The organism is Mucilaginibacter sp. McL0603 (assembly GCF_049992945.1).
In the GTDB taxonomy this organism is placed as follows: domain Bacteria; phylum Bacteroidota; class Bacteroidia; order Sphingobacteriales; family Sphingobacteriaceae; genus Mucilaginibacter.
Genome location: NZ_CP188251.1, coordinates 5,460,254 through 5,485,660, shown reverse-complemented (window position 1 = coordinate 5,485,660; position 25,407 = coordinate 5,460,254). Strand labels below are relative to the sequence as shown.

22 protein-coding genes, 1 tRNA gene and 1 pseudogene are annotated in these 25,407 nt (G+C 41.0%); 12 read left to right on the top strand and 12 right to left on the bottom strand.

The window, feature by feature from the left end; genetic code table 11:
* Positions 1 to 288 precede the first annotated feature (288 nt).
* Positions 289 to 864, bottom strand: coding sequence for a porin family protein (locus ACPPVU_RS25120; RefSeq protein WP_426669482.1), 576 nt, complete (start codon positions 862 to 864; stop codon positions 289 to 291).
* A 127-nt stretch (positions 865 to 991) separates the two neighbouring features.
* Between ACPPVU_RS25120 and ACPPVU_RS25115 the strand changes: the two genes are divergently transcribed.
* The 3 genes from ACPPVU_RS25115 (at position 992) to ACPPVU_RS25105 (ending at position 3,795) form a co-directional block, all read left to right on the top strand.
* Positions 992 to 1,207, top strand: a complete 216-nt coding sequence (locus ACPPVU_RS25115) for a hypothetical protein (protein WP_426669481.1) — start codon at positions 992 to 994, stop codon at positions 1,205 to 1,207.
* Between the two features lie 139 nt (positions 1,208 to 1,346).
* Entirely contained in the window at positions 1,347 to 3,077 is a 1,731-nt protein-coding gene (locus ACPPVU_RS25110) for a S41 family peptidase (protein ID WP_426669480.1), read from the top strand.
* 169 nt (positions 3,078 to 3,246) lie between these two features.
* Positions 3,247 to 3,795, top strand: a complete 549-nt coding sequence (locus tag ACPPVU_RS25105) for a hypothetical protein (RefSeq protein WP_426669479.1) — start codon at positions 3,247 to 3,249, stop codon at positions 3,793 to 3,795.
* 63 nt (positions 3,796 to 3,858) lie between these two features.
* Here ACPPVU_RS25105 and ACPPVU_RS25100 read toward each other — a convergent pair whose 3' ends face one another.
* The 4 genes from ACPPVU_RS25100 to pdhA all read right to left on the bottom strand — a co-directional run bounded on the left by ACPPVU_RS25100 (position 3,859) and on the right by pdhA (position 9,774).
* Positions 3,859 to 4,635 carry a GDSL-type esterase/lipase family protein gene (locus tag ACPPVU_RS25100; protein ID WP_426669478.1) on the bottom strand — a complete coding sequence of 259 codons (777 nt, stop codon included), beginning with the start codon at positions 4,633 to 4,635 and terminating at the stop codon, positions 3,859 to 3,861.
* A 146-nt stretch (positions 4,636 to 4,781) separates the two neighbouring features.
* The gene (locus ACPPVU_RS25095) at positions 4,782 to 6,902 is read right to left on the bottom strand and encodes a prolyl oligopeptidase family serine peptidase (RefSeq protein WP_426669477.1); all 2,121 of its coding nucleotides are present in this window, start codon (positions 6,900 to 6,902) and stop codon (positions 4,782 to 4,784) included.
* A 185-nt stretch (positions 6,903 to 7,087) separates the two neighbouring features.
* Positions 7,088 to 8,728 carry a 2-oxo acid dehydrogenase subunit E2 gene (locus tag ACPPVU_RS25090; protein WP_426669476.1) on the bottom strand — a complete coding sequence of 547 codons (1,641 nt, stop codon included), beginning with the start codon at positions 8,726 to 8,728 and terminating at the stop codon, positions 7,088 to 7,090.
* A 50-nt stretch (positions 8,729 to 8,778) separates the two neighbouring features.
* Positions 8,779 to 9,774 carry a pyruvate dehydrogenase (acetyl-transferring) E1 component subunit alpha gene (gene pdhA, locus ACPPVU_RS25085; RefSeq protein WP_426669475.1) on the bottom strand — a complete coding sequence of 332 codons (996 nt, stop codon included), beginning with the start codon at positions 9,772 to 9,774 and terminating at the stop codon, positions 8,779 to 8,781.
* Between the two features lie 329 nt (positions 9,775 to 10,103).
* Between pdhA and ACPPVU_RS25080 the strand changes: the two genes are divergently transcribed.
* Complete coding sequence (locus ACPPVU_RS25080; protein ID WP_426669474.1) at positions 10,104 to 10,703, top strand: C40 family peptidase; 600 nt, start codon at positions 10,104 to 10,106, stop codon at positions 10,701 to 10,703.
* Positions 10,704 to 10,847: 144 nt separating this feature from the next.
* On the top strand, positions 10,848 to 11,927 hold the full coding sequence (locus tag ACPPVU_RS25075; RefSeq protein ID WP_426669473.1) for a CapA family protein: 1,080 nt from the start codon (positions 10,848 to 10,850) through the stop codon (positions 11,925 to 11,927).
* 3 nt (positions 11,928 to 11,930) lie between these two features.
* Here ACPPVU_RS25075 and ACPPVU_RS25070 read toward each other — a convergent pair whose 3' ends face one another.
* On the bottom strand, positions 11,931 to 12,116 hold the full coding sequence (locus ACPPVU_RS25070; protein ID WP_426669472.1) for a hypothetical protein: 186 nt from the start codon (positions 12,114 to 12,116) through the stop codon (positions 11,931 to 11,933).
* An 88-nt stretch (positions 12,117 to 12,204) separates the two neighbouring features.
* On the opposite strand from ACPPVU_RS25070, the gene ACPPVU_RS25065 reads away from it, so the two are divergent.
* Together ACPPVU_RS25065 and ACPPVU_RS25060 are read left to right on the top strand one after the other, a co-directional pair.
* Positions 12,205 to 13,143 carry an SPFH domain-containing protein gene (locus ACPPVU_RS25065; protein ID WP_426669471.1) on the top strand — a complete coding sequence of 313 codons (939 nt, stop codon included), beginning with the start codon at positions 12,205 to 12,207 and terminating at the stop codon, positions 13,141 to 13,143.
* A 23-nt stretch (positions 13,144 to 13,166) separates the two neighbouring features.
* The gene (locus tag ACPPVU_RS25060) at positions 13,167 to 13,715 is read left to right on the top strand and encodes a DUF922 domain-containing protein (protein ID WP_426669470.1); all 549 of its coding nucleotides are present in this window, start codon (positions 13,167 to 13,169) and stop codon (positions 13,713 to 13,715) included.
* Positions 13,716 to 14,209: 494 nt separating this feature from the next.
* On the opposite strand, the pseudogene lpxA (ACPPVU_RS25055) reads toward ACPPVU_RS25060, so the two are convergent.
* The 6 genes and pseudogenes from lpxA (ACPPVU_RS25055) to ACPPVU_RS25030 all read right to left on the bottom strand — a co-directional run.
* Positions 14,210 to 14,808 (bottom strand): annotated as a pseudogene (gene lpxA / locus ACPPVU_RS25055) (acyl-ACP--UDP-N-acetylglucosamine O-acyltransferase); the annotation flags it as partial.
* A 120-nt stretch (positions 14,809 to 14,928) separates the two neighbouring features.
* A complete protein-coding gene (locus tag ACPPVU_RS25050; RefSeq protein ID WP_426669469.1) occupies positions 14,929 to 15,552 on the bottom strand; it encodes an ABC transporter ATP-binding protein in 624 nt (207 codons plus the stop codon).
* A gap of 90 nt (positions 15,553 to 15,642) precedes the next feature.
* On the bottom strand, positions 15,643 to 16,425 hold the full coding sequence (gene lpxA, locus ACPPVU_RS25045; RefSeq protein WP_426669468.1) for an acyl-ACP--UDP-N-acetylglucosamine O-acyltransferase: 783 nt from the start codon (positions 16,423 to 16,425) through the stop codon (positions 15,643 to 15,645).
* Entirely contained in the window at positions 16,422 to 17,831 is a 1,410-nt protein-coding gene (locus ACPPVU_RS25040) for a bifunctional UDP-3-O-[3-hydroxymyristoyl] N-acetylglucosamine deacetylase/3-hydroxyacyl-ACP dehydratase (RefSeq protein ID WP_426669467.1), read from the bottom strand. Before ACPPVU_RS25040 ends, lpxA (ACPPVU_RS25045) begins: the two co-directional genes overlap by 4 nt.
* A gap of 46 nt (positions 17,832 to 17,877) precedes the next feature.
* Positions 17,878 to 18,924, bottom strand: a complete 1,047-nt coding sequence (gene lpxD, locus ACPPVU_RS25035; protein WP_426669466.1) for a UDP-3-O-(3-hydroxymyristoyl)glucosamine N-acyltransferase — start codon at positions 18,922 to 18,924, stop codon at positions 17,878 to 17,880.
* Between the two features lie 61 nt (positions 18,925 to 18,985).
* The gene (locus tag ACPPVU_RS25030; protein WP_426669465.1) at positions 18,986 to 20,212 is read right to left on the bottom strand and encodes an HD domain-containing protein; all 1,227 of its coding nucleotides are present in this window, start codon (positions 20,210 to 20,212) and stop codon (positions 18,986 to 18,988) included.
* A 134-nt stretch (positions 20,213 to 20,346) separates the two neighbouring features.
* Between ACPPVU_RS25030 and ACPPVU_RS25025 the strand changes: the two genes are divergently transcribed.
* From ACPPVU_RS25025 to ACPPVU_RS25005, 5 genes are all read left to right on the top strand, one after another.
* Positions 20,347 to 21,900 (top strand): PglZ domain-containing protein, encoded by a 1,554-nt coding sequence (locus ACPPVU_RS25025; protein ID WP_426669464.1) that lies wholly within the window; start codon positions 20,347 to 20,349, stop codon positions 21,898 to 21,900.
* A 23-nt stretch (positions 21,901 to 21,923) separates the two neighbouring features.
* The gene (gene tsaE, locus ACPPVU_RS25020) at positions 21,924 to 22,340 is read left to right on the top strand and encodes a tRNA (adenosine(37)-N6)-threonylcarbamoyltransferase complex ATPase subunit type 1 TsaE (protein WP_426669463.1); all 417 of its coding nucleotides are present in this window, start codon (positions 21,924 to 21,926) and stop codon (positions 22,338 to 22,340) included.
* Between the two features lie 50 nt (positions 22,341 to 22,390).
* Positions 22,391 to 23,617 (top strand): alanine dehydrogenase, encoded by a 1,227-nt coding sequence (locus ACPPVU_RS25015; protein WP_426669462.1) that lies wholly within the window; start codon positions 22,391 to 22,393, stop codon positions 23,615 to 23,617.
* A 103-nt stretch (positions 23,618 to 23,720) separates the two neighbouring features.
* Positions 23,721 to 23,797, top strand: a tRNA-Asp gene (locus ACPPVU_RS25010).
* 245 nt (positions 23,798 to 24,042) lie between these two features.
* Entirely contained in the window at positions 24,043 to 25,266 is a 1,224-nt protein-coding gene (locus ACPPVU_RS25005) for a site-specific integrase (protein WP_426669461.1), read from the top strand.
* The last annotated feature ends 141 nt before the right edge of the window (positions 25,267 to 25,407 follow it).

The window sequence follows — 25,407 nt, the reverse complement described above, 5'->3', positions numbered from 1 at the left end:
AATAAGGGTTGGTTAGGCCGAATATAATAATTTAAAGTTACTACGAAATAGTTTTAAATAAGGTTTAATTAATTTGAACTATGGCCAAAAAAACTGACTAATACGGATTAGCATGAGCACTTTACGGAGATAAAAGCACCAGAATTTAACGGTTTGCGATTTGTTAAGATTTGCCAAAACAGGTGTAGCTGAGAAAGCATCAAGTGTGATGCTACGCTACAGACAAATCACTTAAATAAAAACGCCTCCCAATATTAAGAGGCGTTTTTTGTTGGATTTCTATTCAGTTTAGAAAAACTTAAGTCCTACGCTCAAGGCCCAAAGGTGTTGTTTTTGGCCAAAATCTGGATTTATTTTAGTCAGGCCACCTTCATAGCGTAAGTCGGCAGTGATAGGGCCGATATCGACACCACCGCCTGCCTGAAAACCTAAAGTGCTATTGTTGTAATGACCAAAATCGTCAATAGCTCCATTGAAATTACCAGAAAGATCTTGACTCTTGCTTAGCGCATAAGTATACACCGGTCCAGCCATCAATCTGAAATTCAGGTCTTTGGAGCCAAATGAATGACCTAATAATAATGGAACACTCAGGTTTGTGAAATTTACCTGGGCTTTAAAGTTATTATCGGTGGTGCTAAATTTTCCACCAGTGCTGCTCAGGTAAAGTTCTGGCTGTAAATACCATGCATTTCCAAAACGTGCAAATGCACCTACCTGGTAACCCGTACGGGTTGATTCATTCAAATTATCGGTATTGATTTGCGAGAAATTTACACCGCCTTTAATACCGACAGAGAACTGTGCCTTTGCACTGATACAAACCGCTATCAGCAATGCGACACTTAACAGATACTTTTTCATTTAAATTCAAGTTTAGTTTATAAATAGTTAGATGTTTATTATGACAGGGGTTTAACAATTTGCGAGCCAAATTATTACTCCGGTCGTCAGCGATTTTTTCTATTTTTGCTAAAACATTTATTTGACAATGGCAGAAATCACCATAAGCAGTAAAGACTGGGAACGTGTAAAAATCAAATTACAACGCAAATACAACCATCTTACCGACGAAGAATTGCAATATAATGAAGGGCAGGAAGACAGCCTGATCAGTAGAATAATGGAGATGGTAAACCGCGACCGTAAGTACGTGGTATTTACCTTGAAAAAAGCCTTAGTCAATATAGATAATAACAGGCTTTAATAGGGGTAAAATAATAGCCATCGAGGCACTTAAAGTGCCTTATATGCTTATATATCAAACCTTTTAATTAATTTTATACTCTGCAAGTTTTTGTATAGGATTTGCTGTCTTTTATTTAAGTCTAATATCTCATATAGTGATGAAAAGTAATTATAAAAAGTGGGGTTTTGCGGCAGGTATTCTAATGCTGGCTGTAGGTATATGGGGTTTTAACGACGATCTTTTCCAGATATCAAAAAACCTGGATGTTTTTGCTTCTGTTTACAAAGAGGTTAATATTAATTATGTAGATGATATTAACTCGTCAAAGATGATAAAGACCGGTGTGGATGCCATGCTGGATGGTTTGGATCCTTACACAGAATTTGTTCCGGAATCAGAAATTGAAGAGTATAAGCTACACTATGTTAGTACACAATATGGTGGTATAGGTGCAGGAATTTTTGCAAGAGAGGGAAAAGTGTATATATCTGACGTGTTCCAGGGTTTCCCGGCACAAAAGGGGGATATCAGGGCAGGTGATCAATTAGTAAAAATTAACAATGTAGATCTTACCGGTAAAAACAACGACCAGGTTAGCCAGCTTTTAAAGGGTACAAAGGGCGCTACAATTAAGTTGTTGATCAAACGCGGTGAGGCCGAACCGGTTGAAAAAAACCTGGTACGTGATGAAATAAAACAACCGAATGTTACCTATTACGGTATGGTTGACGGCAATATGGGTTACATCAAGCTGGATAAGTTCCTGGAGAACTCATCTGATGAGGTGACCAATGCGCTGACCAATATCAAAAAGAATAATCCCAACGGAATAATCCTTGACCTGCGATCAAATGGCGGCGGTATATTACAGGAAGCTGTAAAAATTGTGAACTTGTTTGTGCCGAAGGGGGTAGAGGTAGTATCCCAAAAAGGGAAAATAAAAGAAAAGAATTTTACCTATAGTACCCAAAATACACCTACGGAGCCAAATTTGCCTTTAATCGTATTGGTAAATGGGCGTTCCGCTTCTGCATCAGAAATTGTTGCAGGTTCATTGCAGGATCTTGACCGTGCAGTAATCATCGGGCAACGCAGTTATGGTAAAGGGCTGGTTCAGCAAACATTTAATTTGCCTTACAATAGCCTGGTAAAGATTACCATTGCTAAGTATTATATTCCATCAGGCCGTTGTGTGCAAGCACTTGATTATACCCATCGTAAGGATGATGGCAGTGTAGTAAAAGTTGCCGACTCACTGATGCATGAATTTAAAACCAAAGATGGCCGTTCTGTTTATGATGGTGGCGGTGTTTATCCGGATATTTTTGTGAAGCAGGACCGTTTTGCAAACATCACACAGGCTTTGGTTTCAAAACTGCTCATATTTGATTACGCCACTATTTATCGTAATAGCCATGATAAAATAAGTGATCCGCGTGATTTCCACTTAACTGATGCTGAGTTTAATGATTTTGCGAAATACTTGTCTGGTAAAAACTATAATTATACCACTTCTACTGAAAAGCTTGTTAATAATCTAAAAACAGAAGCCACCAAGGAAAAACAGTTTGATAATATACAAACCGAATACGACGCTTTAAAAGCTAAACTGGCAAGCAGCAAGAAAAATGATCTGCAGCAAAATAAAGAGGAGATAAAACAGATTCTCGAAAATGAAATAGCATCCCGTTACTATTATGAAAGAGGTCGTTACGAAACCAACTTTAAGTATGACAAAGAGCTGGCGCAATCCATAAAAATAATGCAGGATAAAAACCAGGTTGCAGCCATATTAAAAGGGGATGGAGATTATAAAGTAATAGGCAAACCCCAACTTGCCATGATCGCTAAAAAAGTAGAAGACAAAGAGAACACTCAGGATCAATAATACGTAAACACTGCAAAATTATGTTGAGCAATTGAAAGCCTCTGGTCAAGAGACGTCGTCCCGTTATGGATTTTATTAAGCTTACATACAACCAAGTGCAGAAAAGGATTAAACTTTTTAACACAATTATTGTCATACCTACCAAATAGCAAATAATTAAATTAACTATATGAAACGATTCATTTTTACTGCAGCAATATTATTAAGCTGCTTAACATTTAAATTAGCTAATGCCCAGGTTCACTTAAGTGTGGGTATTAATATTGGCGCCCAGCCAGAATGGGGCCCTGTTGGTTACGATCATGTTGACTATTATTATATTCCTGATGTGGATGCTTATTATGACGTTCCGGCTCATCAATATGTTTATTTTCAAAACCATGCATGGATACATGCGGCTTATTTACCCGGCGCATACCGTAACTACGATATGTACCATGGATATAAGGTAGTGGTGAATCAGCCCAATCCATGGATGCACAATGCTAATTATAGGGCAAGATATGCAGGCTACAGGGGCCGTAGAGACCAGGTAGTTATTCGCGATAGCCATGATGCAAGATATCGTAACCATTGGCATGAAGATAATGGTAATCATTACGGCCATGATCACGGTGACGGACGCGGACATGGTGATGATCACGGACATGGCGATCATGGTGACCACGGACATGGTGATCATGGTGACCACGGTCATGGACATGATCGCGACCACTAAATCATAGTTTAAAAATAGATAACAGGCTTCTCCCAAAAAGAGAAGCCTGTTTGCTTTTAAAAGCTATTGGTTTTTAACGATTTGCTGATAGATTGCAGCAGCCCAGATGTTACCCAATGCTACAGAACCTTTTTTATTTGGATGCAAGTAGAATATGCCTTCCTGACCTTGCTCCGGATTGGAATCAGTAAGATAATTAGCTTTGAAATATTGGAATGCTTCTTCGCCGGATGCAAAAACATGTTTGGGATTACTTACCGAATATTCAGCAATCAGTTTATCTACTTGAGGAAAATAGCTTTGTAACCTGGTTAACCCCTCCTGTAAATAACGGGCACTATTGCAAGTATTGGGGCTATACCATGTTGGCCGCTGAATAATAATTTTGCACTCCGGGAAACCCGTTAACAGGCTATCGATGATAGTCTTTAAATTATCATGATATCGATCGGCAGATACCGGAGAACCATTAGGCCCATCGCAGGCACTGTCATTAGTACCCAGCATGATCGAAAATATGAGTGTGGCTTGTTTATCATCAAAGGCTTTAGCCGCCTTATCGACATTAGCAAAGACTGTATGCGTCGATGGTAAAAAATCAACCGTAGTAAAACCGCTTACCCCTTGATTTGAGAACTTGACTGTACCTATATCCTTTTGCTTTCGGAGCCAATCACTTGCAGTTGCAGGAGGTGCTTCTGTAGCCGGATCACTCAACTGCCCGCCCGCCGTAATGCTGTCGCCGATATAAACGATATTGAGGTTCTTTTTTTGGGCGATAAGCTGCGAACTGCTTATTAAAATCAACAGTACAAAAAGTAAGATATTATTTTTCCCCATAGTAATTATTAACTATGTCATTGATCCGCCAATAGGTGGAGGCAATCGCGAACCGTGCATAGCCGATATGCATAGTTCGCGATTGCTTCGTCGCGCCTTTCACGCCAACCGCCCTGCTCCTTACAGCAATGACTTGGTTTTTATTTTTATTTCCAATCTAAGCCCATGTTTTGGAACATGAATGACCATTTATCTGCCTGCCCGCTGATGATCTGCGCGGTTGACTGGCCTGCGCCATGACCGGCTTTTGTTTCGATGCGGATCAATACAGGAGCAGGACCTTTTTGATATTCCTGCAATCGAGCGCCAAACTTGAAAGAATGTGCAGGTACCACGCGGTCATCATGATCGGCAGTAGTTACCATGGTGGCCGGGTAATTAGCCGGTTTAAGCGCATGGTATGGTGAATAGTTGTACAAGTACTCAAACATCTCCTTGCTGTCCTCTGCGGTGCCGTAATCATAGCTCCATCCTGCACCTGCAGTAAACTGGTTGTAACGCAGCATATCCATTACACCAACTGCCGGGAAAGCCACCTTGCACAGATCAGGGCGTTGGGTCATAACAGCACCAATTAATAAGCCCCCATTTGATCCGCCGGAAATAGCCAGGTAATCTTTAGAAGTATATTTGTTAGCGATCAGGTATTCAGCAGCGGCAATAAAGTCATCAAAAACATTTTGCTTTTTCATTTTAATGCCGGCCTTATGCCAGTTCTCGCCATACTCGCCACCACCCCGTAGGTTAGGTACTGCATAAATACCGCCATGTTCCATTAAAACAATATTGGATGTACTGAACGCAGGTGTCAGGCTTACCCCAAAACCACCATAGGCATAAAGCAATAAAGGGTTTTTACCATTCATTACAGTGCCTTTTTTATAGGTGATGAGCATTGGGATTTTGGCGCCATCCTTTGATTTGTAGAAAACCTGTTTTGATTCAAATTGCGTAGGATCAAACTGCACCCCCGCTTTTTTATAAACAGTTGATTGGCCTGTGACAATATCGTATTTAAAAATAGTAGGTGGGTAAACGTAGTTAGTAAAAGTATAGTAAGTCTCTTTTTCTTCTTTTTTTGTGCCAAAGCCGCCTGCTGTACCTACCGAAGGCAATGCAATAGTACGCTCCAGTTTACCGTCCATACTATATTGCTGTACAAACGAGGTGGCATCTTTCAGGTACTCAGCAAATATCTTTCCACCCCCTGTTGATGCAGTTAGTACATTCTTGGTGCCCGGTATCAGGTCTTTCCAATTGATCGGTTTAGGATTATCAGCATCGACCGTTACAATTTTGAAATTAGGTGTATAAAGATTGGTGAGGATGTATAGTTTGCTGCCCACATTATCGAGCACGTTGTGCTGGTTGTCGAAATTATTCACCACGTTTACAATACCGCTGCCCGGTTTGCTCAGGTCCTGGATATAGAGCTCGTTACCTGTGGTGCTTTCCGCAGCGTTAATTACAAGGAAACGCTCATCCTCGGTAAGGTAAGCACCAATATACCGGCGTGGGGCTTGTTCTCCACCAAATATTAACTTATCCTGGCTTTGGGGTGTGCCTAATACGTGGTAATATAGTTTATGATATTGTGTCATGCCTGATAACTGGCTGCCCACTTTTGGTTTATCATATGTGCTATAGTAAAAGCCTTCGTTGCCTTTCCAGGCAATGCCGGTAAACTTCAGATCCATCAGCGTATCACCCACGATCGATTTATCCGTAGTTTTTATTACGATCACTTTACGCCAATCCGAACCACCTTCGGATAACTGGTAGGCGGCCATGCTACCGTCTTTGGTGAAATCAATGCCTTGCATTGAGGTGGTGCCATCAGCCGAGAATTTATTTGGATCAAGGAATATTTCGGGAGCGCCATCACCTATTTGTCGCCATAATACTGCCTGGCTTTGCAGGCCATCGTTTTTATAGAAATAGGTGTACTTGCCTTCTTTAAACGGGGCACTGTATTTTTCGTAGTTCCATAATACCTCGAGGCGTTGGCGGATAGCATCGCGGTAAGGTATCTGGCCCAGGTAGTTTTGAGTAACTTTATTTTCTTCTTTTACCCATTCTTTGGTATCATCCGCCCGGTCGTTTTCCAGCCAGCGATAAGGATCGGGCACAGGGGTGCCGAAATAGGTATTTACGGTATCAACTTTTTTGGTTTGAGGGTAGGGAAGAGGCTTTATATTCATTTGTTGTGCAAAGGTATAGCTGTTAATTAATGCAGCTATAGTAAATAAAAAAGTAATTTTTTTCATCGTGAGGCTGTTCGTGATTTTTTAAAGGTAGGAATTTAGCGGAAAAACCAAAACCACTTCTCAGCAACAAAAAAGCGACAGGTATTAACCCATCGCTCTGTATTAAATTCGAAATTCTAAACTCTAAATCCTAATTCTGAACTCAGACCTCTGAAATCTGACTTTCTGACCTCCGACTTCCGTCATCAAATTAAAAGCCTTACAGGTTCCTCAAGCATAGCTTTAAGCGTTTGCAGGAATGCCGAACCTGTTGCGCCATCAACAACACGGTGATCGCAGGTTAAGGTTAGTTTCATAACGTTTCCGGGTACTACTGCGCCATTTTTCACTACCGGTACCTGTTGTATACCGCTTACAGCAAGAATACAGGCAGCAGGAGGGTTTATAATAGCTGTAAACTCATCAACACCAAACATACCTAAGTTAGATATGGTGAAGGTTGAGCCTTCCATTTCCGGCAGTTGCAGTTTTTTAGCTTTAGCACGTTGTGCAAAATCTTTTACTTCGGCAGATATCTGGGTTAATGACTTGCCATCAGCAAAACGTACTGTTGGTACCAGTAAACCTTCGTCAACCGCTACGGCAACGCCAATGTTCACATGCTCGTTATAACGGATGCTTTCGCCCATCCATGATGCATTTACAGCAGGGTGTTGTTTTAAGGAAACAGCACAGGCTTTCAATACAAGATCGTTAAAAGATATTTTAACCGGAGCTACGTCGTTCATTTTACCACGTGCAGCAACAGCCTGATCCATATCAACAGTGATGGTCACATAGAAATGCGGGATCAGGAAGCTTTCAGATAAACGCCTTGTGATGGTTTTGCGCATCTGCGTAACCGGCTTGTCGGTATATTTTTCCTGTCCAACGTACTGAGGAATAGTGGCAGTTGCAGGAGCAGTGGCAGTTTTTTCAGGAGTGCTACTGCTACTCGCTACTTCTTTAGGCGCTCCTTTAAAGTCTTCCACATCCTTTTTGATGATACGGCCGCCTTCGGCAGATCCTTTAACGTCATTTAGGTTGATGCCTTTATCCTTTGCTATTTTACGTGCCAGCGGCGATGCTTTTACGCGGCTATCGTCACTTGAAGTGGCAGTAGTAGTAGCAGCGGCAGTTGTTTCCTGAGTAGCAGATGCGGCAGATTCACTGCTACTGCTACTTCCTGCTGCTACTGGGGCAGAGCCTCCAGTATCCTGTAACAAAGGAGTAATGTCGGTGCCTTCTTTACCTACAATAGCAATGATCCCATTTACAGGAGCAGCTTCGCCTTCTTTTGGACCGATGTATAATAAAGTACCGGCTTCGTATCCTACTACTTCCATGGTAGCCTTATCGGTTTCCACATCAGCTAATGAATCGTCAGACTTAACTTTATCGCCAACTTTAAAGTTCCATTTGTTAATAATGCCTTCTGTCATGGTATCGCTCAAGGCGGGCATACGGATAACAGTAGCGGGTATTTTTGAAGTATCAACCTTTGGTGCAGCAGTAGCGGCAGGTTTTTTATCTTCAACAGGAGCAGCTTCTTTCTTTTCGGCAGCGGGTGCAGGGCTATCGGCAGATAATGCCGCTTTATAGTCCTCGCCATCCTTACCTATCACACCAATAACAGCATCTACAGGAACAGCTTTACCCTCCTCTACACCGATATATAACAAGGTTCCGTCCTGGTACGATTCAAAATCCATCGTGGCTTTGTCAGTTTCTATCTCGGCCAATACATCGCCCGATTTTACCTTATCGCCCACTTTTTTATGCCATTTCGCCAATACCCCTTCGGTCATGGTATCGCTCATTTTAGGCATTTTAACTACTTCGGCCATATACTATTGTTGAATAGTTGTGTGTTTAAATCTAATAATAATTATAACGGTTAGCTCATAATAAAAGGATAATCCTTTTCTACATACACATCAGTGTATAGTTCTGAAGCTTCCGGCCATGGTGATTCTTCTGCAAATTTTACAGATTCGTCTACTTCGGCTTTTACTTTTTCTTCTATTTGCTCAAACCATGCTTCATCAGCATATTTCTTTTTCAGAATAGTGTCTTTAACCGCATCGATAGGATCTTTTGCTTTATAGCTTTCTAACTCTTCTTTGGTACGGTATTTCTGCGGATCAGACATGGAGTGACCTTTATAACGATAGGTGCGCATTTCCAAAAATGTCGGTCCTTCGCCTGCTCGGGCACGCTGAGCGGCTTCGTCCATTGCATTATGAACTGCAACCGGGTCCATACCATCTACCGCTGATGAAGGGATACCATAAGGTAAGCCTATTTTGTAGATGTCAGTTTGTATGGTAGTACGTTCCAATGAAGTACCCATGGCATAACCATTGTTTTCGCAAACAAATATTACAGGTAGTTTCCAAAGCGCAGCCATATTAAAGGTTTCGTTCAAAGCTCCCTGGCGTACTGCACCGTCGCCCATATAAGCTACGTTCACAAATTCGGTACCCTTGTACTTTTCAGCAAAAGCGATACCTGCTCCCAACGGGATTTGTCCGCCAACAATTCCGTGGCCACCGTAAAAGTGTTTTTCCTTTGAGAACATGTGCATAGAACCACCTTTGCCTTTTGAACATCCGGTAGCCTTACCATATAATTCGGCCATGATGGAATTGGATGATACACCTTTGGCGATAGCGTGCGCATGGTCGCGATATGCGGTGATCAAACTATCCTCGGGTTTCAGTACCGACATAGCACCGGCCAGAACTGCTTCCTGTCCGATATATAAATGGCAAAATCCACGAATCTTTTGCTGACCATATAATTGGCCTGCTTTTTCTTCGAACTTGCGCATTAATAGCATAGACTCATACCACATCAGGTAGGTGTCTTTATTTATTTCGATTGAACTCATCTGTAAACGATCAATTTCTTATTAAGAAGCGCAAATCTAATTATATCCTTGAAAATATCGAAACCGCAACAAATTTGTTGTAAAGAAATTAATGATATGATTATTAACTGATAAGCAATAGCTATCGTCCTGCAAAACAATTAGTTAAATTTATTAATTGTGCAACCATTTTAATTTTTACCTCGTATAATAGATTATGATATTTGAAAAAAAGGTGTCATTTATTTGTAATTATAAAAAATTAAGATAGTTTTGCAGCGTACGAAAGACATAACGTCTTGTTTTATAGCGCTCTGTTGTCCCTAATTCAACAAAGAAAAAAAGATTAAATGAAGAAAATTATCCTTGCGATTGCTTTGAGCCTGAGTATATGTGCGGTGCAGGCCCAAACAAAAGTTACCCCCCCTCAACCCGCTGCTACTGAAAAAGCACCGGACGAGCAGGATGGTTTAGTTAAAGAATATTTCTCCCAAATTATGGGGGTCGCTTTGTCGACCACCTCTAATGTTAAACTTTTTCAATTCGTATATGACTGGGTAGGCACCCCGTACCATTTTGGCGGTGAGTCAAGAAAAGGTATTGATTGTTCTGCTTTTACTAAAGAAGTATATAGTAAAGTATTTAACCTTACCATCAAACGTAACTCACGTGATATTTTTAGCATGGTAAGCCCTGTTAGTAAAGATGACTTGAAAGAAGGTGATTTGGTTTTCTTTAAAATACACAGCCGTAGCATAAGTCATATAGGTATATATTTAGGAAACAACAGATTTGCACATGCCTCTTCAAGAGGTGTAGCTATTAGTAGTTTGGATGATAGTTATTACAGCCGGTACTTTTATAAAGGAGGACGTTTGTTAGAGGCCTTTAAAAAGGAACTTGATGAATCGCCGGATGCTAGCAGTAGCAATAGCAACGCACAACAATAAATTTGAGATATCGGATGTGAGATATGAGAAAAAAGCTTATCATTCTGTCTGAAATCTAAAAGATATTTAATCCTTTCTTAACCGAAAGGATTTTTTTTTGTTATGAGATTATCTCTTTACCTATTCACAATTATAATAACATTAATGCTGGCCGGCTGCGAGCAGGATGGCTACGTAGCAAAAAAGCATGTCGTCCATAAAAAGTTAATTTCCACTAAGAAAGCTGTTGTTAAGTATGTTGTTGTGCATGATACCATCTGCATCGCCGCAGTAGGTGATATCATGCTGGGCTCTTCTTATCCGGATATCAGCAAATTACCGCCCGATAGTGCCAAAGGTAGTTTTATGCCTGCAGTAAAATACTTTGAAGGTGCCGATGTGGTCTTCGGTAACCTGGAAGGTACACTGCTGGACACAGGGATGCCGGCTGCCAGGAAGAAGAAACTCGATTCAGCCTACCTGTTCAGGATGCCAACGCAATATGGAAAGGTGTTAAAGGACGCGGGTTTTAACTTATTAAGTTTAGCCAACAACCACATTACTGATTTCGACAAAAATGGCTATGAGAGCACTGTTAAAACCCTGGATGCTTACGGAATAAATTATGCCGGATTGGATATCTATCCCCATACTGTTTTTACCCGGAACGGCATTAAATACGGCTTTTGTGCATTTGCTCCCAACGCACATACCCTGCCGCTGCTCGACTTAAATATTGCCGGACATATTATCCATGATCTTAAACAACAATGTGATATCCTGATCGTGTCTTTTCATGGAGGGGCGGAGGGTGCTTCTTATGAGCATGTGCCTTTTAAAATGGAATCGTATCTGAATGCCAAAAGAGGAGATGTGCATGTTTTTGCGCATGCTGCAATTGATTCGGGGGCTGATATTGTATTGGGTAACGGTCCGCATGTAAGCAGGGCGATGGAAAAATATAAGGGGCGATTGATCGCTTACAGTCTTGGTAATTTTTGTACTTACAAAAGTGTGAGTGTAATAGGTGTTTGCGGTATGGCCCCGTTACTGAAAGTATACCTTAATAAGAAAGGTGAGTTTATTAGCGGGAATATCATTTCGTTCAGACAAACACATGCCAGAGGGCTGATGTTGGATACACTAAACGGTGCAGTCAAACGAATCCAGTTGCTTACAGAAATAGATTTCCCGGAATCAGGATTGAGTATTGATGATGATGGATCAATTAATGTAGTCGATTAACGTTCAGGTTTGGTCGGCGGTGGTTTTTATCAAATTAATTCCTGCGAAGAAAAATAACAGGGAAATAATGCCCACTACTGCCAGGGTTGTAAATTGAGCATCGTGCTGTATAATACTAGCTCCGGTATAGATCAGACCGCCAATTCCTAATAAAGTAAGTATCCCTCCGAAAACGCGCTTTAAGTTCATATTGATGATATCGGTATTCGTATTTAGAAGAAAACAAATAGCGCACCAGAAAATAAAGTCTATATTTATTCCCTATAAAAACACCATTATGAACGCTCAAATACCTTTATTGATTGTTGGATTTATTGTATTAGTCATACTCTTCTCCTCATTTGTGACTGTAAAACAGGGCACTATTGCCGTTGTTACCGTATTTGGAAAATACCGCAGGATCATGCGCCCGGGCCTTAATTTTAAACTGCCGCTTATTGAACAGGTTTACAGCAGGATATCTATCCAAAACCGTTCAGTTGAATTGGAATTCCAGGCGGTAACCGTTGACCAGGCCAATGTTTATTTTAAAGCGATGCTGCTTTATTCTGTGCTGGATCAAAACGAAGAAACTATCAAAAATGTGGCTTTTAAATTTGTTGATGAACGTAACCTGATGCAGGCTCTGATACGTACTATTGAGGGATCGATCAGGGCGTATGTGGCAACTAAACGCCAGGCTGATGTATTGATACTGCGAAAGGATATAGTAGAACACGTAAAGGAGCAATTGGATACAATACTGGAAACATGGGGTTACCACCTGCAGGATCTGCAATTAAACGATATCACTTTTGATGAAGTGATATTGAAATCAATGAGCCAGGTAGTGGCATCGAATAACTTAAAGGCAGCTGCTGAAAACGAAGGCCAGGCTTTATTGATCACTAAGACAAAAGCAGCAGAAGCGGAAGGTAATGCGATTAAAATTGCTGCTGAAGCAGAGCGCCAGGCAGCACAGTTAAGAGGCCAGGGTATAGCCTTGTTCAGGCAGGAAGTAGCTAAAGGTATGACTGCTGCTGCCAAAGAGATGGAGCAGGCTCATATGGACACTTCAGTAATTTTATTTACGATGTGGACCGAGTCGATCAAACATTTTGCTGAGAACTCGGAAGGTAATGTGATATTCCTTGATGGCTCAACTGCATCAATGGAGCGTACCATGAAAGAAGTAATGAGTTTAAACCTTTTGCAGTCTGATAAAGTCAAAAAGTAAAATTTTTACTTTAATCAAATTTCATGAGGTTGATTTTTAGGAGGGCGATATGTGCTATTGCGCTGTATGTTGGCTGCCATCGGGTGGCTTCGGCACAGGAATATCGTCAGCTAACTGCTGAGGATTTTGGAGGTGCGCCGCAAACGCATTCATTAACGATAGCTTATACGCATTGTACTATTGATTTTAAGTACCAGGCGCATCGCAAAAATGGCTATTACCAGTTGTTTTTTAATATTCGACTGGTTATGAACCGGAATATGTCGTGGATGGATAGGTCGCGGATCACCTCATCACAAATGCTTGCCGAAGTATTGAAGCATGAGCAGGGGCACTACAATATTGCCTACATGGAACAGCAGGAATTACTTCGAGAGGTGGGCAGAACACGTTTTGAGGCCGATTACCTATACCGGGCGCAGGAAATATTTGATCGCATTGATGTAAAATACAAACAGTTAAACCTGGATTATGATGAAGATACGCAGCATATGACTAATCGTGTGCAGCAAATTAGCTGGGATAAGTATTTTCAAAGGAAGCTGGAATATATGCCAAGGGATGAAGGGTAGGGTGCTTTTTAGGTATATTAAGGGCACAAAAAATTTATTAATAATAACTTCAATGCGCCATCGGCGCAAAATGTTGGTAACACCAAATAATAAACAATTTTGCATGCCGTAGGTACGCTACGATGTGTCGTACCTACGGCACGTATTTCTTGGCTTTTGCATTGTTGTTACCAACATTTGACCCCAATGGGGTCTGGCTATATTGCACATCAATGCGCCATCGGCGCAAAATGTTGGTAACCCCAAATAACAAACGATTTTGCATGCCGTAGGTATGCTACGATGTGTCGTACCTACGGCACGTAATTTCGGCGTTGCTTTGTTGCTACCGACATTCGACCCCTATGGGGCCTGGAAATGAGTTATGATTTTTTATAATCCGAAATATTCAACTGATGTTTGCAAAAGCTATACTTATGCTGCTGATTGGAACAAATAATCGTGAGGCGATCAGTAGCGAATTGCTGTACGAGGTTTAGGACCAATCTACACTCTTATATACCGAAGCCTTTCATAATACCACGCTGTGAGTTTTGGACAAAATTGATGATCTCATCCCTTTCAACCGTGGGCGCAAACTCGGCTTCAATAATATCCAGGGCTTTGGTTACATTATATTTTTTTAAAAATATAATACGATAGATTTCCTGTATCTCATTTATAGTAATAGCCGAATAGCCGCAGCGGCGCAGACCAACTGAGTTTATACCAACGTAAGATAATGGTTCGCGCCCTGCTTTGGTATAGGGCGGAACATCTTTACGAACCAGCGATCCCCCGGATATCATGGAATGCGCGCCTATCTCAACAAATTGGTGCACTGCGGAGGTACCCCCGACATAGGCATAATCATAAACATTATGTGCCCGGCCAATTGTACGGAGTTGGCTATGATCACATTATTCCCAATAATACACTCGTGCGCCACATGTACGTAGGCCATCAGGAGGCAATTGCTTCCAATTATGGTCGTATTTTTATCCAGTGCTGTTCCGCGGTTAAGGGTAACGCACTCGCGGATGGTGGTATTATTACCTATGCATACCGTACTATGTTCGCCACGATATTTAAGGTCCTGTGGTGGAGCTGAGAGATGATTTTTTAATTCTATTATTCTTTTTTTCAGATCGACAAAAAAGAGTGTTAACAAAACAGGCCCAGCCAATGCATACTTTCGTAAACATCTGGAATTTATGGGGATGGACAGAAAGAACTATTTATTCTTATAATCCGAAATATTCAACTGATGCTTACAAAAGCTATATTCATGCTGCTGGTTAGAGCAGATGATAGTGAGGCGGTCGGCAGCGAATTGCTGTACGAGGTTTAGGTACCAATCAACTCCTTGATTATCTAAATTAGAAGTAGGTTCATCGAGCATCAGCATTGGGGTATCAGAACAAAAGGCTAATGCTAATTTAAGGCGTTGTTTCATCCCGGATGAAAAATATTTGATCGATTTATGCCTTGCACCCTCTAAATTTAGCAGACCTACAACAGCTTCTTTATCCATTCCCGGACGGTAAGGCTTAAACTTAAAATGAAAGTCGGTCATTTCGTCCAGCGTGAACTCTTCTATCAGCTCTAAATAAGGCGCTGCAAGGCTAAGCTGATTGAAAATTGCATCAACTTCAATCGGTTTATTATTCAATAAATAATTGATAGTGCCTGTTGAAGGCGCCAGACTGCCATTTAAAACCTGCAATAAAGTAGATTTACCCGATCCGTTAGGACCGAGTATTGCATAAGTTTCACCAGATGTAAAAGTATAATCGATATTCCTGAAAATCCAATCCCGGTTAAAACGGCGGCCTATGTTCTGGAGGGTGATTTTCATTAGTTCATGGTTGATGGTTCATAGTTCATGGGCCAAGCTTGTAAATTTATATACTATGAACCATGATCTATGAACTATAAGCTCAAAAAGCTATATCCCAAATCCCTTCATGATACCGCGCTGTGAGTTTTGTACGAAATTAATGATCTCGTCCCTTTCAACGGTTGGTACAAATTCTGCTTCGATAATATCAAGGGCTTTGGTCACATTATATTTTTTCAGGAAGATGATCCTGTAAATCTCCTGGATCTCATTAATAGTAGTTGCAGAATAACCTCTTCGGCGAAGCCCAACAGAATTGATACCGATATAAGATAATGGTTCACGACCTGCCTTGGTATAAGGCGGAACGTCTTTACGCACCAGTGAACCACCGGATATCATACTGTGCGTACCGATCTCCACAAACTGATGTACGGCAGATGTACCACCTATAAATGCATAATCATATACATTGATGTGACCAGCTAATTGTACTGAGTTAGCAATGATCACATTATCACCGATCACACAATCATGCGCTACGTGTACGTAGGCCATTAATAGGCAATTACTACCTATGGTGGTGGTATTTTTATCCAATGCTGTTCCGCGGTTAAGGGTAACGCATTCGCGGATGGTGGTGTTGTCTCCAATGCTTACTGTACTTTGCTCACCACGGTATTTCAGATCTTGCGGCGGAGCAGAAATAACAGCACCCGGAAAAATACGACAGTTTTTCCCGATGCGGGCGCCATCCATAATAGTTGCATTTGAGCCTATCCAGGTACCTTCGCCAATTTCTACATCCTTATGGATAGTAACAAAGGGCTCGATAGTTACATTATCGGCTATCCTGGCCTGCGGATGTATATATGCTAAAGGTTGTATCATGCTTCTTTTTCTTTTGTCTTTTTTACAATCTGGGCCATCAATTCTGCTTCAACAACTATGCGTGAGCCAACCATGCCTATTCCTTTCATTTGTGCAATGCCCCTGCGTATAGGCGCTATGAGGTTGCAGTAAAATATTATAGTATCACCCGGAACAACCTTATCCTTAAATCGCGCATTTTCTATTTTTAAGAAAAGTGTAATATAATTTTCCGGATCAGGTACGGTATTCAATACCAATATACCGCCGGTTTGTGCCATAGCCTCTATTTGCAACACACCGGGGAACAAAGGCTGACCAGGAAAATGCCCTTTGAAAATCTCCTCGTTCATCGTAACATTTTTCAAACCTACCACATGGCTTTTGCTGATCTCTAATATCTTGTCGATCATCAGCATTGGCTGCCTGTGCGGCAATATTTTCATTATGTCAACGGTGTCATATACCGGTTTAGCATTGGGGTCGTAAACTTTTATGTGTTTACGGCTTCTTTCTTTCTTTATAAGGCCTTTTATCTTTTTGGCAAAAGCGATATTGGCCGCATGACCGGGCCTTGCAGCCATGATATGTCCTCTCAATGGCACACCAACCAATGCCAGATCACCTATCATATCCAGTAATTTATGCCTTGCAGGCTCATTCTGGTGACGAAGCTCAATATTATTCAATATCCCCTGTGGTGCTACCTTGATATCCTTACGGTTAAATATTTTAGCCAGGTGCGCCAGTTCCTCGTCGTCAACTTCCTTGTCAACAACCACAATCGCATTATTCAGGTCTCCGCCTTTGATCAGGTTGTGTTTTAATAACATTTCCAGCTCGTGTAAGAAGCAAAAAGTGCGGCACGATGCTATTTCCTTAATAAATTCAGATATGGTTGAAATACTTGCATGCTGGCTTCCCAATACCTGCGAATTGTAATCGACCATACAGGTAAAGCGGTAATCATCTAATGGCATAGCCACCATTTCTACCTTACGGTCAGGCTCAGAATAATGAATATTATATGGTATGTGGTAATATTCGCGGTCTGCTTCCTGCTCAATAGATCCTATGTTATTTATGGCATCAACAAACTGTACCGAACTACCATCCATTATCGGAGTTTCCGGTCCATCAAGATCGATTAGCACGTTATCAATTTCCAACCCAACCAAAGCAGCAAGAACATGCTCGATGGTACTTACACTGGCACCATTTTGTGAAATAGTAGTTCCGCGTGAAGTATCAGTTACGTTATCACAATCGGCATCAATAATTGGTTTCCCTTCTATATCTACCCTTCTAAATTTATAACCATGGTTTTCTGGTGCCGGATTAAAGGTCATGGTTACCCGCTCACCGGTATGTAACCCGGTACCAGATACAGAAACCGGCCCTTTAATAGTTTTTTGTTTTACATTCATTTTTTAATAATGTTCATTGGTTCCAGCTCAGTTGTTCATCGGTGAACTACTGAACTTCTTTTTTTAGTTCAGCAACTACTTTTTCTAATTCTAATATTTTCTTTTCTAATGCGGGCAAATGACTTGCAGCTACCTCCATGCGCATGTTTTCCAGGTAGCCGGAAAAAAATGGAATTCCACCCCATTTTTTGTTTTCCTCGGTAATATTCTTGTTAATTCCGGATTTGGCCATTATCTGGCTTCCTTTAGCAATATTTATATGTCCAACCATGCCCACCTGTCCGCCAATTACGCAGTTGTCTCCAACTTTAGTACTGCCCGAGATACCCGTTTGTGCCGCAATTACCGTATTGGCCCCTATTTCCACATTATGGGCTATCTGCAGTAAATTATCCAGTTTAGCGCCTTTATGTATAATGGTCGATCCCATCGTAGCACGGTCAATCGTGGTATTGGAGCCTATTTCTACATCATCACCAATGATAACATTTCCTATCTGGCTTATCTTACTATAAGTCCCATCGGGTTTAGGGGCGAAACCAAAACCGTCGCTGCCGATTATGGCACCTGAGTGTATGGTCACATTGCTGCCTATCACACAATCAAAATAAACGATAACGCCAGGGAACAGGGTTACATTATCACCAAGCGTCACATTATCTCCGATATACGTGTGAGGATAAAATTTACAGTTATTACCGGTTTTAACACCAGGGCCTATGTAAGCAAATGCGCCTATATAGCTATTTTCCCCAACCTGTGCAGATGGATGTATGAAGTTGGGCTGTTCAACACCCGTCTTATTTAATTTTATGGTATTGTATTTTTCCAGCAATACCGAAAATGCGCTGTAAGCATTATCGACCCTGATAAGCGTAGCCTTAATGGGCTCGGCAGGTACAAAGTCTTTATTAACGATCACTATGGACGCATTTGTTGAATACAAATACTGTTCATATTTCGGGTTTGCTAAAAATGATAGTGAACCGGCTGACGCCTCTTCTATCTTGGCCAATTGGCTAACGGTAGCAAAGGCATCACCTTCAACAGTTCCGTTCAGCATAAAACTTATTTCCTGCGCAGTAAATTGCATCGGGCAAATTTAAGTGTTAAAATTGAAGCAGCAAATTATAAATCTATCAGCCTCAATACGTTCATATAAGGGTTTTTGTATAGCAAAGAATATACTTTTTTACAGTTTTAGCCAAGGCCTCCAGGTTTGAATTATCACTGGCAATGGTAATGTCCTGTATAGTACTATCTTTCATTAAAATGCGGATACTTCCGTCACCCGGTTTATAGGCATTGTTCTTTATCGTATCGGCAAATACGAAGTAGCTCAATTCTTCTTCACTAACGGGATATTTCTTTTTGGCATTGCCTATTAAGTGTGTTATCAATTTTTTATCAGGAGGTTTGTTAGTAATATCCACATGATAAAGGTTACGTTGCATTAACATCCGACATAATTGGGAAAGAACAGGATCACTGTCATTGGCCCACACTTTTATAGCCGACATGATATCCGTATCATCCAAACTTGCAAATATCTCGATATGATGGTCCTTATTTATAAAATCATCTTTACTGATGGTATTTGCCAAAAAATGATCTAATGCCGGTGTTGCGAAAAGGCGTCGTCCGCTTAATGCCAGTTCGCGGCTGCGTTTTAATATTTTGCCAAGCAATTGTTCGGCAGCGATGACGGTTTTATGCAGATATACCTGCCAGTACATCAAACGGCGTGCTATCAAAAACTTCTCGATAGAATAAATACCTTTTTCCTCAACTGCAATATGATCTCCGACTACATTGAGCATCTTGATAATGCGATCAAAACTGATGACACCTTCTGATACGCCGGTAAAAAAACTGTCACGGTTAAGGTAATCCATCCTGTCCATATCCAGTTGACCCGATACCAGTTCGTGCAGAAACTTCTTATTATAGGTCCCGTTAAAGATGTCAATAGCCATAGTTAAGCGGCCATTGAATTGCCCGTTTAGCTTATTCATTAATAAGGTTGAAATATCCTCGTGCGAAATGCCTTCCACTATACTTTGCTCCAAAGCATGTGAGAATGGGCCATGACCGATATCATGCAGTAATATGGCTATGGTTACTCCTTCTTCCTCATCAGCCGTAATTTGATGTCCCTTACTGCGCAAGGTTTCAATTGCCAGCCCCATCAGGTGCATGGCGCCCAAAGCATGATGAAAACGGGTGTGTAAGGCGCCAGGGTAAACCAAGTGGGTCATTCCCAGTTGTTTAATATACCTCAGTCGTTGAAAATACGGGTGCTCAATAAGATCAAATATCAGCTCTGTTGGGATACTGATAAAGCCGTATACCGGATCGTTTATGATTTTCTTTTTGTTCAATGGGCGAAATGCTGTGCAAAAATGTTAAATAATAGTAATATTCTGTTTTATTATTGTTAATTTTTGTTAATTACTACTGATAAGCAATAACAAAACCCGTGCTTTGGGGTTATAATCGGATACAGAAAAATATTATGCAGGAAACGACAATATTATGGGCTGATGACGAGATTGACCTGTTAAAACCGCACGTGCTTTTTTTGAAAGAAAAAGGCTACAATGTAACCACAGTTACCAATGGTAACGATGCTGTGGATTCGTTCAAAAGTAATTACTTCGACCTGGTGTTTTTAGATGAAAACATGCCGGGACTGACAGGATTAGAAACCCTGTCGCAAATCAAAAATATCAATAATGAGGTACCTATCGTTTTGATCACCAAAAACGAAGAGGAATATTTGATGGAGGATGCCATCGGTTCAAAGATCGATGATTACCTGATAAAGCCAGTAAACCCCAAGCAGATACTGCTGACCATAAAGAAGCTCACTGAAAATAAACGATTGGTAACTGAAAAGACCACTATGGCTTACCAGCAGGATTTCAGAACGCTGGGAATGACGCTTAACGATAATTTGAGTTACCAGGAATGGGTGGATGTTTATAAAAAACTGATCTACTGGGAGCTTGAGCTTGAACGATTGGAAGACGAAGGAATGCACGAGATATTGACCCTGCAAAAGGCAGAGGCTAATGTGCAGTTCTGTAAATTCATTGAAAAGAACTATACCAAATGGATGCAAAATCCGGATTCGGCGCCAACTACTTCAACGCAATTATTTAAAAAGAAGGTTTTTCCGAAACTGGATGGCAAGGGGCCGGTATTTTTTATTCTGATAGATAATTTAAGGTTTGACCAGTTTAAGATCATCAATCCATATATATCAGAATATTTCAGGCTGGAGGAAGAGGATACCTATTATAGTATTTTGCCTACGGCTACACAATATGCCCGTAATGCTATCTTTTCGGGTTTAATGCCGTTGGATATGGAAAAACGGTTCCCGGATATGTGGCAGAATGATGAAGATGAAGGCGGCAAGAATTTATATGAGGAAAAGTTTTTGGGCGATCATTTAAAACGTGTTTTACGCAAAGACATCAAATACTCTTACCATAAGATATTAAACATCGACGAAGGGCGCGCACTTAATGATTCAGTAAGTAACCTGATGAATAATGAGCTGAATGTGGTGGTATACAACTTTGTTGATATGCTTTCGCATGCCCGCACAGATATGCAGATGATACGTGAATTAGCCAGTGATGATGCCGCTTACCGCTCATTAACATTATCATGGTTTGAGCATTCGCCGTTGTTTGATCTGCTTAAATTTTTAGCTCAAAAACAGGTGCGGGTGATTATTACTACCGATCATGGCACCATTAGAGTAAAAAATCCAAGCAAGATAATAGGCGATAGGAATACCAATACTAATTTGCGCTACAAACAGGGTAAGAATCTGAATTTTAATCCTAAAGAGGTGTTTCATGTTCGTAATCCTCATGATATTATGCTGCCCAAGCTGCATGTAAGCTCAAGTTTTGTGTTTGCAAAGAGCGATAGTTATTTTGTTTATCCTAATAACTATAACCACTTTGTTAATTTCTATAACGAGACTTTTCAGCATGGGGGTATATCACTTGAGGAAATGATCATACCGATAGTTACCTACGGGCCTAAATAAGTTTAATGTTTTAACTTTGGCACATGAATTTGCCTGTTAAAAGCATTGACGAACTAAAGGATGCTGCAAAGCAATTGATCGAATTCGGGGGTAAAGAAAAAATCTTTCTTTTTTATGGCGATATGGGCGCGGGCAAAACCACGCTCATCCAATCGCTATGCGAGTGTTTGGGCGTGCATGAACCGGTAACCAGTCCTACCTTTTCTATTGTAAATGAATATGAGGGGGAGAGGACAAGGGTATTTCATTTTGATTTTTACAGGCTTAAAAATCAAAGCGAAGCGTTGGATATGGGGTACGAAGAGTATTTTTATTCAGGTAATTATTGTTTTATTGAATGGCCCGGGAAGATCGCCGATCTGCTGCCACCACATTATATCCGTGTGAACATACAGGTTTTAGACAGTAACGAACGTCTATTAACTTGTGACAAAATTTAGTTTAACATCATCTGTTTTTTGCCTATCTTCAACACTCGGAAAAAATACAAATGAGTTCGGAGTTATACAGTGGATTTTCGGATGTTGCCAAGCAGGCAATGATGCAGCCCCAGGAGTCGATGCTGGAGGTGAAAAACAAAAAGAACAAGCTTTATATCGGTATACCCAAGGAAACATCTTTCCAGGAAAACAGGATAGCTTTAACACCTTTATCGGTAGCGTTGCTGATCAATAATGGGCACGAGGTAATGCTGGAAAGCAATGCAGGCCAGGCAGCCAAATTTTCTGATAAGGATTACAGTGATCAGGGCGCGCGTATTGTTTATGATACCAAAACTGTTTATGAGGCGAATATTATTATCAAAATAGCACCACCCACGCTGCAAGAGATCGAGTTGATGAAAACACATCAAATTCTCATTTCTGCATTACAACTCTCAACGCTTAAGGCTGACTGCCTGCATGCCCTGATACATAAAAAGGTTACTGCATTATGCTTTGAGCATTTAATGGACGAAGGCGGTTCTTTGAGCGTAGTTAGGGCCATGAGCGAGATAGTGGGTGCAACTTCTATACTGATAGCAGCAGAGTACTTAAGCAACGTATTTGACGGTAAGGGTTTAATGCTTGGTGGCATAACGGGCGTGCCACCCACTGAAATTGTGATATTAGGAGCCGGAACTGTAGGCGAATATGCAGCACGCACAGCCATATCATTAGGTGCTGAGGTGAAAGTTTTTGACCCATCTATTTATAAACTACGCCGTTTGCAAAATAATATTGGGACAAGGGTATTTACGTCAGTTGTTCAGCCAATAGTTCTGGAAAAAGCAATTACCACCTGTGATGTTGCTATCGGCGCTATGCGCACGGAAGACGGCCGAAGTCCCTGCATTGTCTCAGAAAGCACCGTGAGCCGTATGAAGCCTAATGCGGTAATTATTGATGTAAGCATAGATCAGGGGGGGTGTTTCGAGACATCAGAAGTGACCAATCATACCCACCCTGTTTTCCGGAAATATGATGTGATTCATTATTGTGTGCCTAATATTGCCTCACGTGTAGCGCGTACTGCCACTTATTCGCTCACCAACATATTTACCCCTATATTATTGGATATTGGAGAGCAGGGTGGCCTTAAAAATGTGATCTGGCAAAAGTCGGGTGTGCGCAATTCTGTTTATATTTATGAAGGTCATTTGACCAGTAAATACATCGGTGAACGCTTTAATATCCCTTGCAAGGACCTCGATCTGCTGATAGTTTCGCATCGTTAAAGGTCGTTTAAGCAAAAAATATCCCTTAAAATCAAGCTCTTAGGAAGATTTTAAAAAAATCCTTGTGGAATGAAAAAAGGTGGCTATATTTGCCATCCCAAACGGAGTGGTAGTTCAGCTGGTTAGAATACATGCCTGTCACGCATGGGGTCGCGGGTTCGAGTCCCGTCCATTCCGCCAAATACATTTTAAGAATGTTCAAAAGCCTTTAAATCATATGATTTAGAGGCTTTTTTGATTTTAAGCCCCTCCAAAGTATGCCGAATTATTCAATATTTAAGCGCGTCTTTCATGACGTCTTTAAAATTGAAAAAAAGACGCGCTGGAATCTTTGCAATAAACTGAATATCAACTTGTTTAGCGAGTGAACATCTTGATTAAAAGACGCCGCATTTCGACATTTGTTTTACCCTTTAATGTTCGTTATGTTAGAAAAAAGCTTCGGGCTGTTCTTCTTTCTGAAGAAGCCCAAAAATGAAAAAGGAAATGCCAGGTACATTTACCTGCGGTTAACAGTTGATGGCCTATCAAAAGATGTTGCCACCAAAAGGCAATGGGATAACCTTCGATGGAATGCATCGGCGGGACGGGCAACCGGATTGAAAGAAGATGCAAAAGCGCTTAACAGCTATTTGGATGTCATGTGCAGCAAGGTCTACCAAGCCAAAAAAAAGCTAATGGATGAGGATAAAATACTCACCGCAGAAAATCTCAAAAATGTATTGACGGGCCAGGGTGAAGAAAAGCGAATGATCCTTGCTGAGTTCAAGCACCACAATGAACAAATGAAAGCACTGGTTGGCCAGGAGTTCGCCCCTTCGACATTAATGCGCTATAAGACGGCACACGACCATGCGGCAGCTTTTATACGCTGGAAATATCAGGCGGCAGACGTTGAGTTAAAAGATTTGAACTATGAATTTGTTTCCCAGTTTGCATTCTGGCTGAAAAGTGTCAGGAAGTGCGGGCACAATGCAACGATGAAATACCTCGGGAATTTTAAAAAGATCGTATTGGAGTGCATTAAAAAAGGCTGGTTACTGAAAGACCCTTTCGCGGGGTTTAAAACTAACAGAAAAGAAGTGATCCGTGTTGCACTGACAAAAGAAGAGCTGAATGATATCGCTTGCAAGGAGTTTGAGGCCGACAGGCTCAACCATGTCCGTGATATTTTCCTTTTCAGCTGCTATACTGGATTGGCCTACGTTGATGTCTACCGATTAAGGCGTTCTGATATTGTTACAGGTGTAGATGGTGGCAAGTGGATCGTAACTACCCGGCAGAAAACAGAATCTGCTACCCGGTTACCTTTATTGCCGGCTGCGCTGGCGATTATGGCCAGATACGAGGATGACCCTAAATGCGTAAATAAAGGTTTAGTACTGCCGGTGCTTACCAACCAGAAAATGAATTCTTATTTAAAGGAAATTGCTGATGGGTGCAGGATAAATAAAAATCTGACCTTCCACATTGCCAGACATACCTTCGCAACCACCGTCACTTTAAGTAATGGCGTGCCGATTGAAACTGTCTCCAAAATGCTGGGCCATAAATCACTCAAACAAACCCAGCATTACGCCAAAATAGTTGACCTGAAGATAAGTGAGGATATGAATTTGCTAAAGTCAAAATTACAATCAACAAATTAAAATAAGCTCATAGATGGGTAGATTTTGAAAAATGGGTTACCTAAATACTTAGGAATCAAAGAACTTGCTATTCCATTTCGGAAGAGCAAGTCGATGATACTACAAAGCAATATTGGATACAAAAGTAACTTAGGATAACGC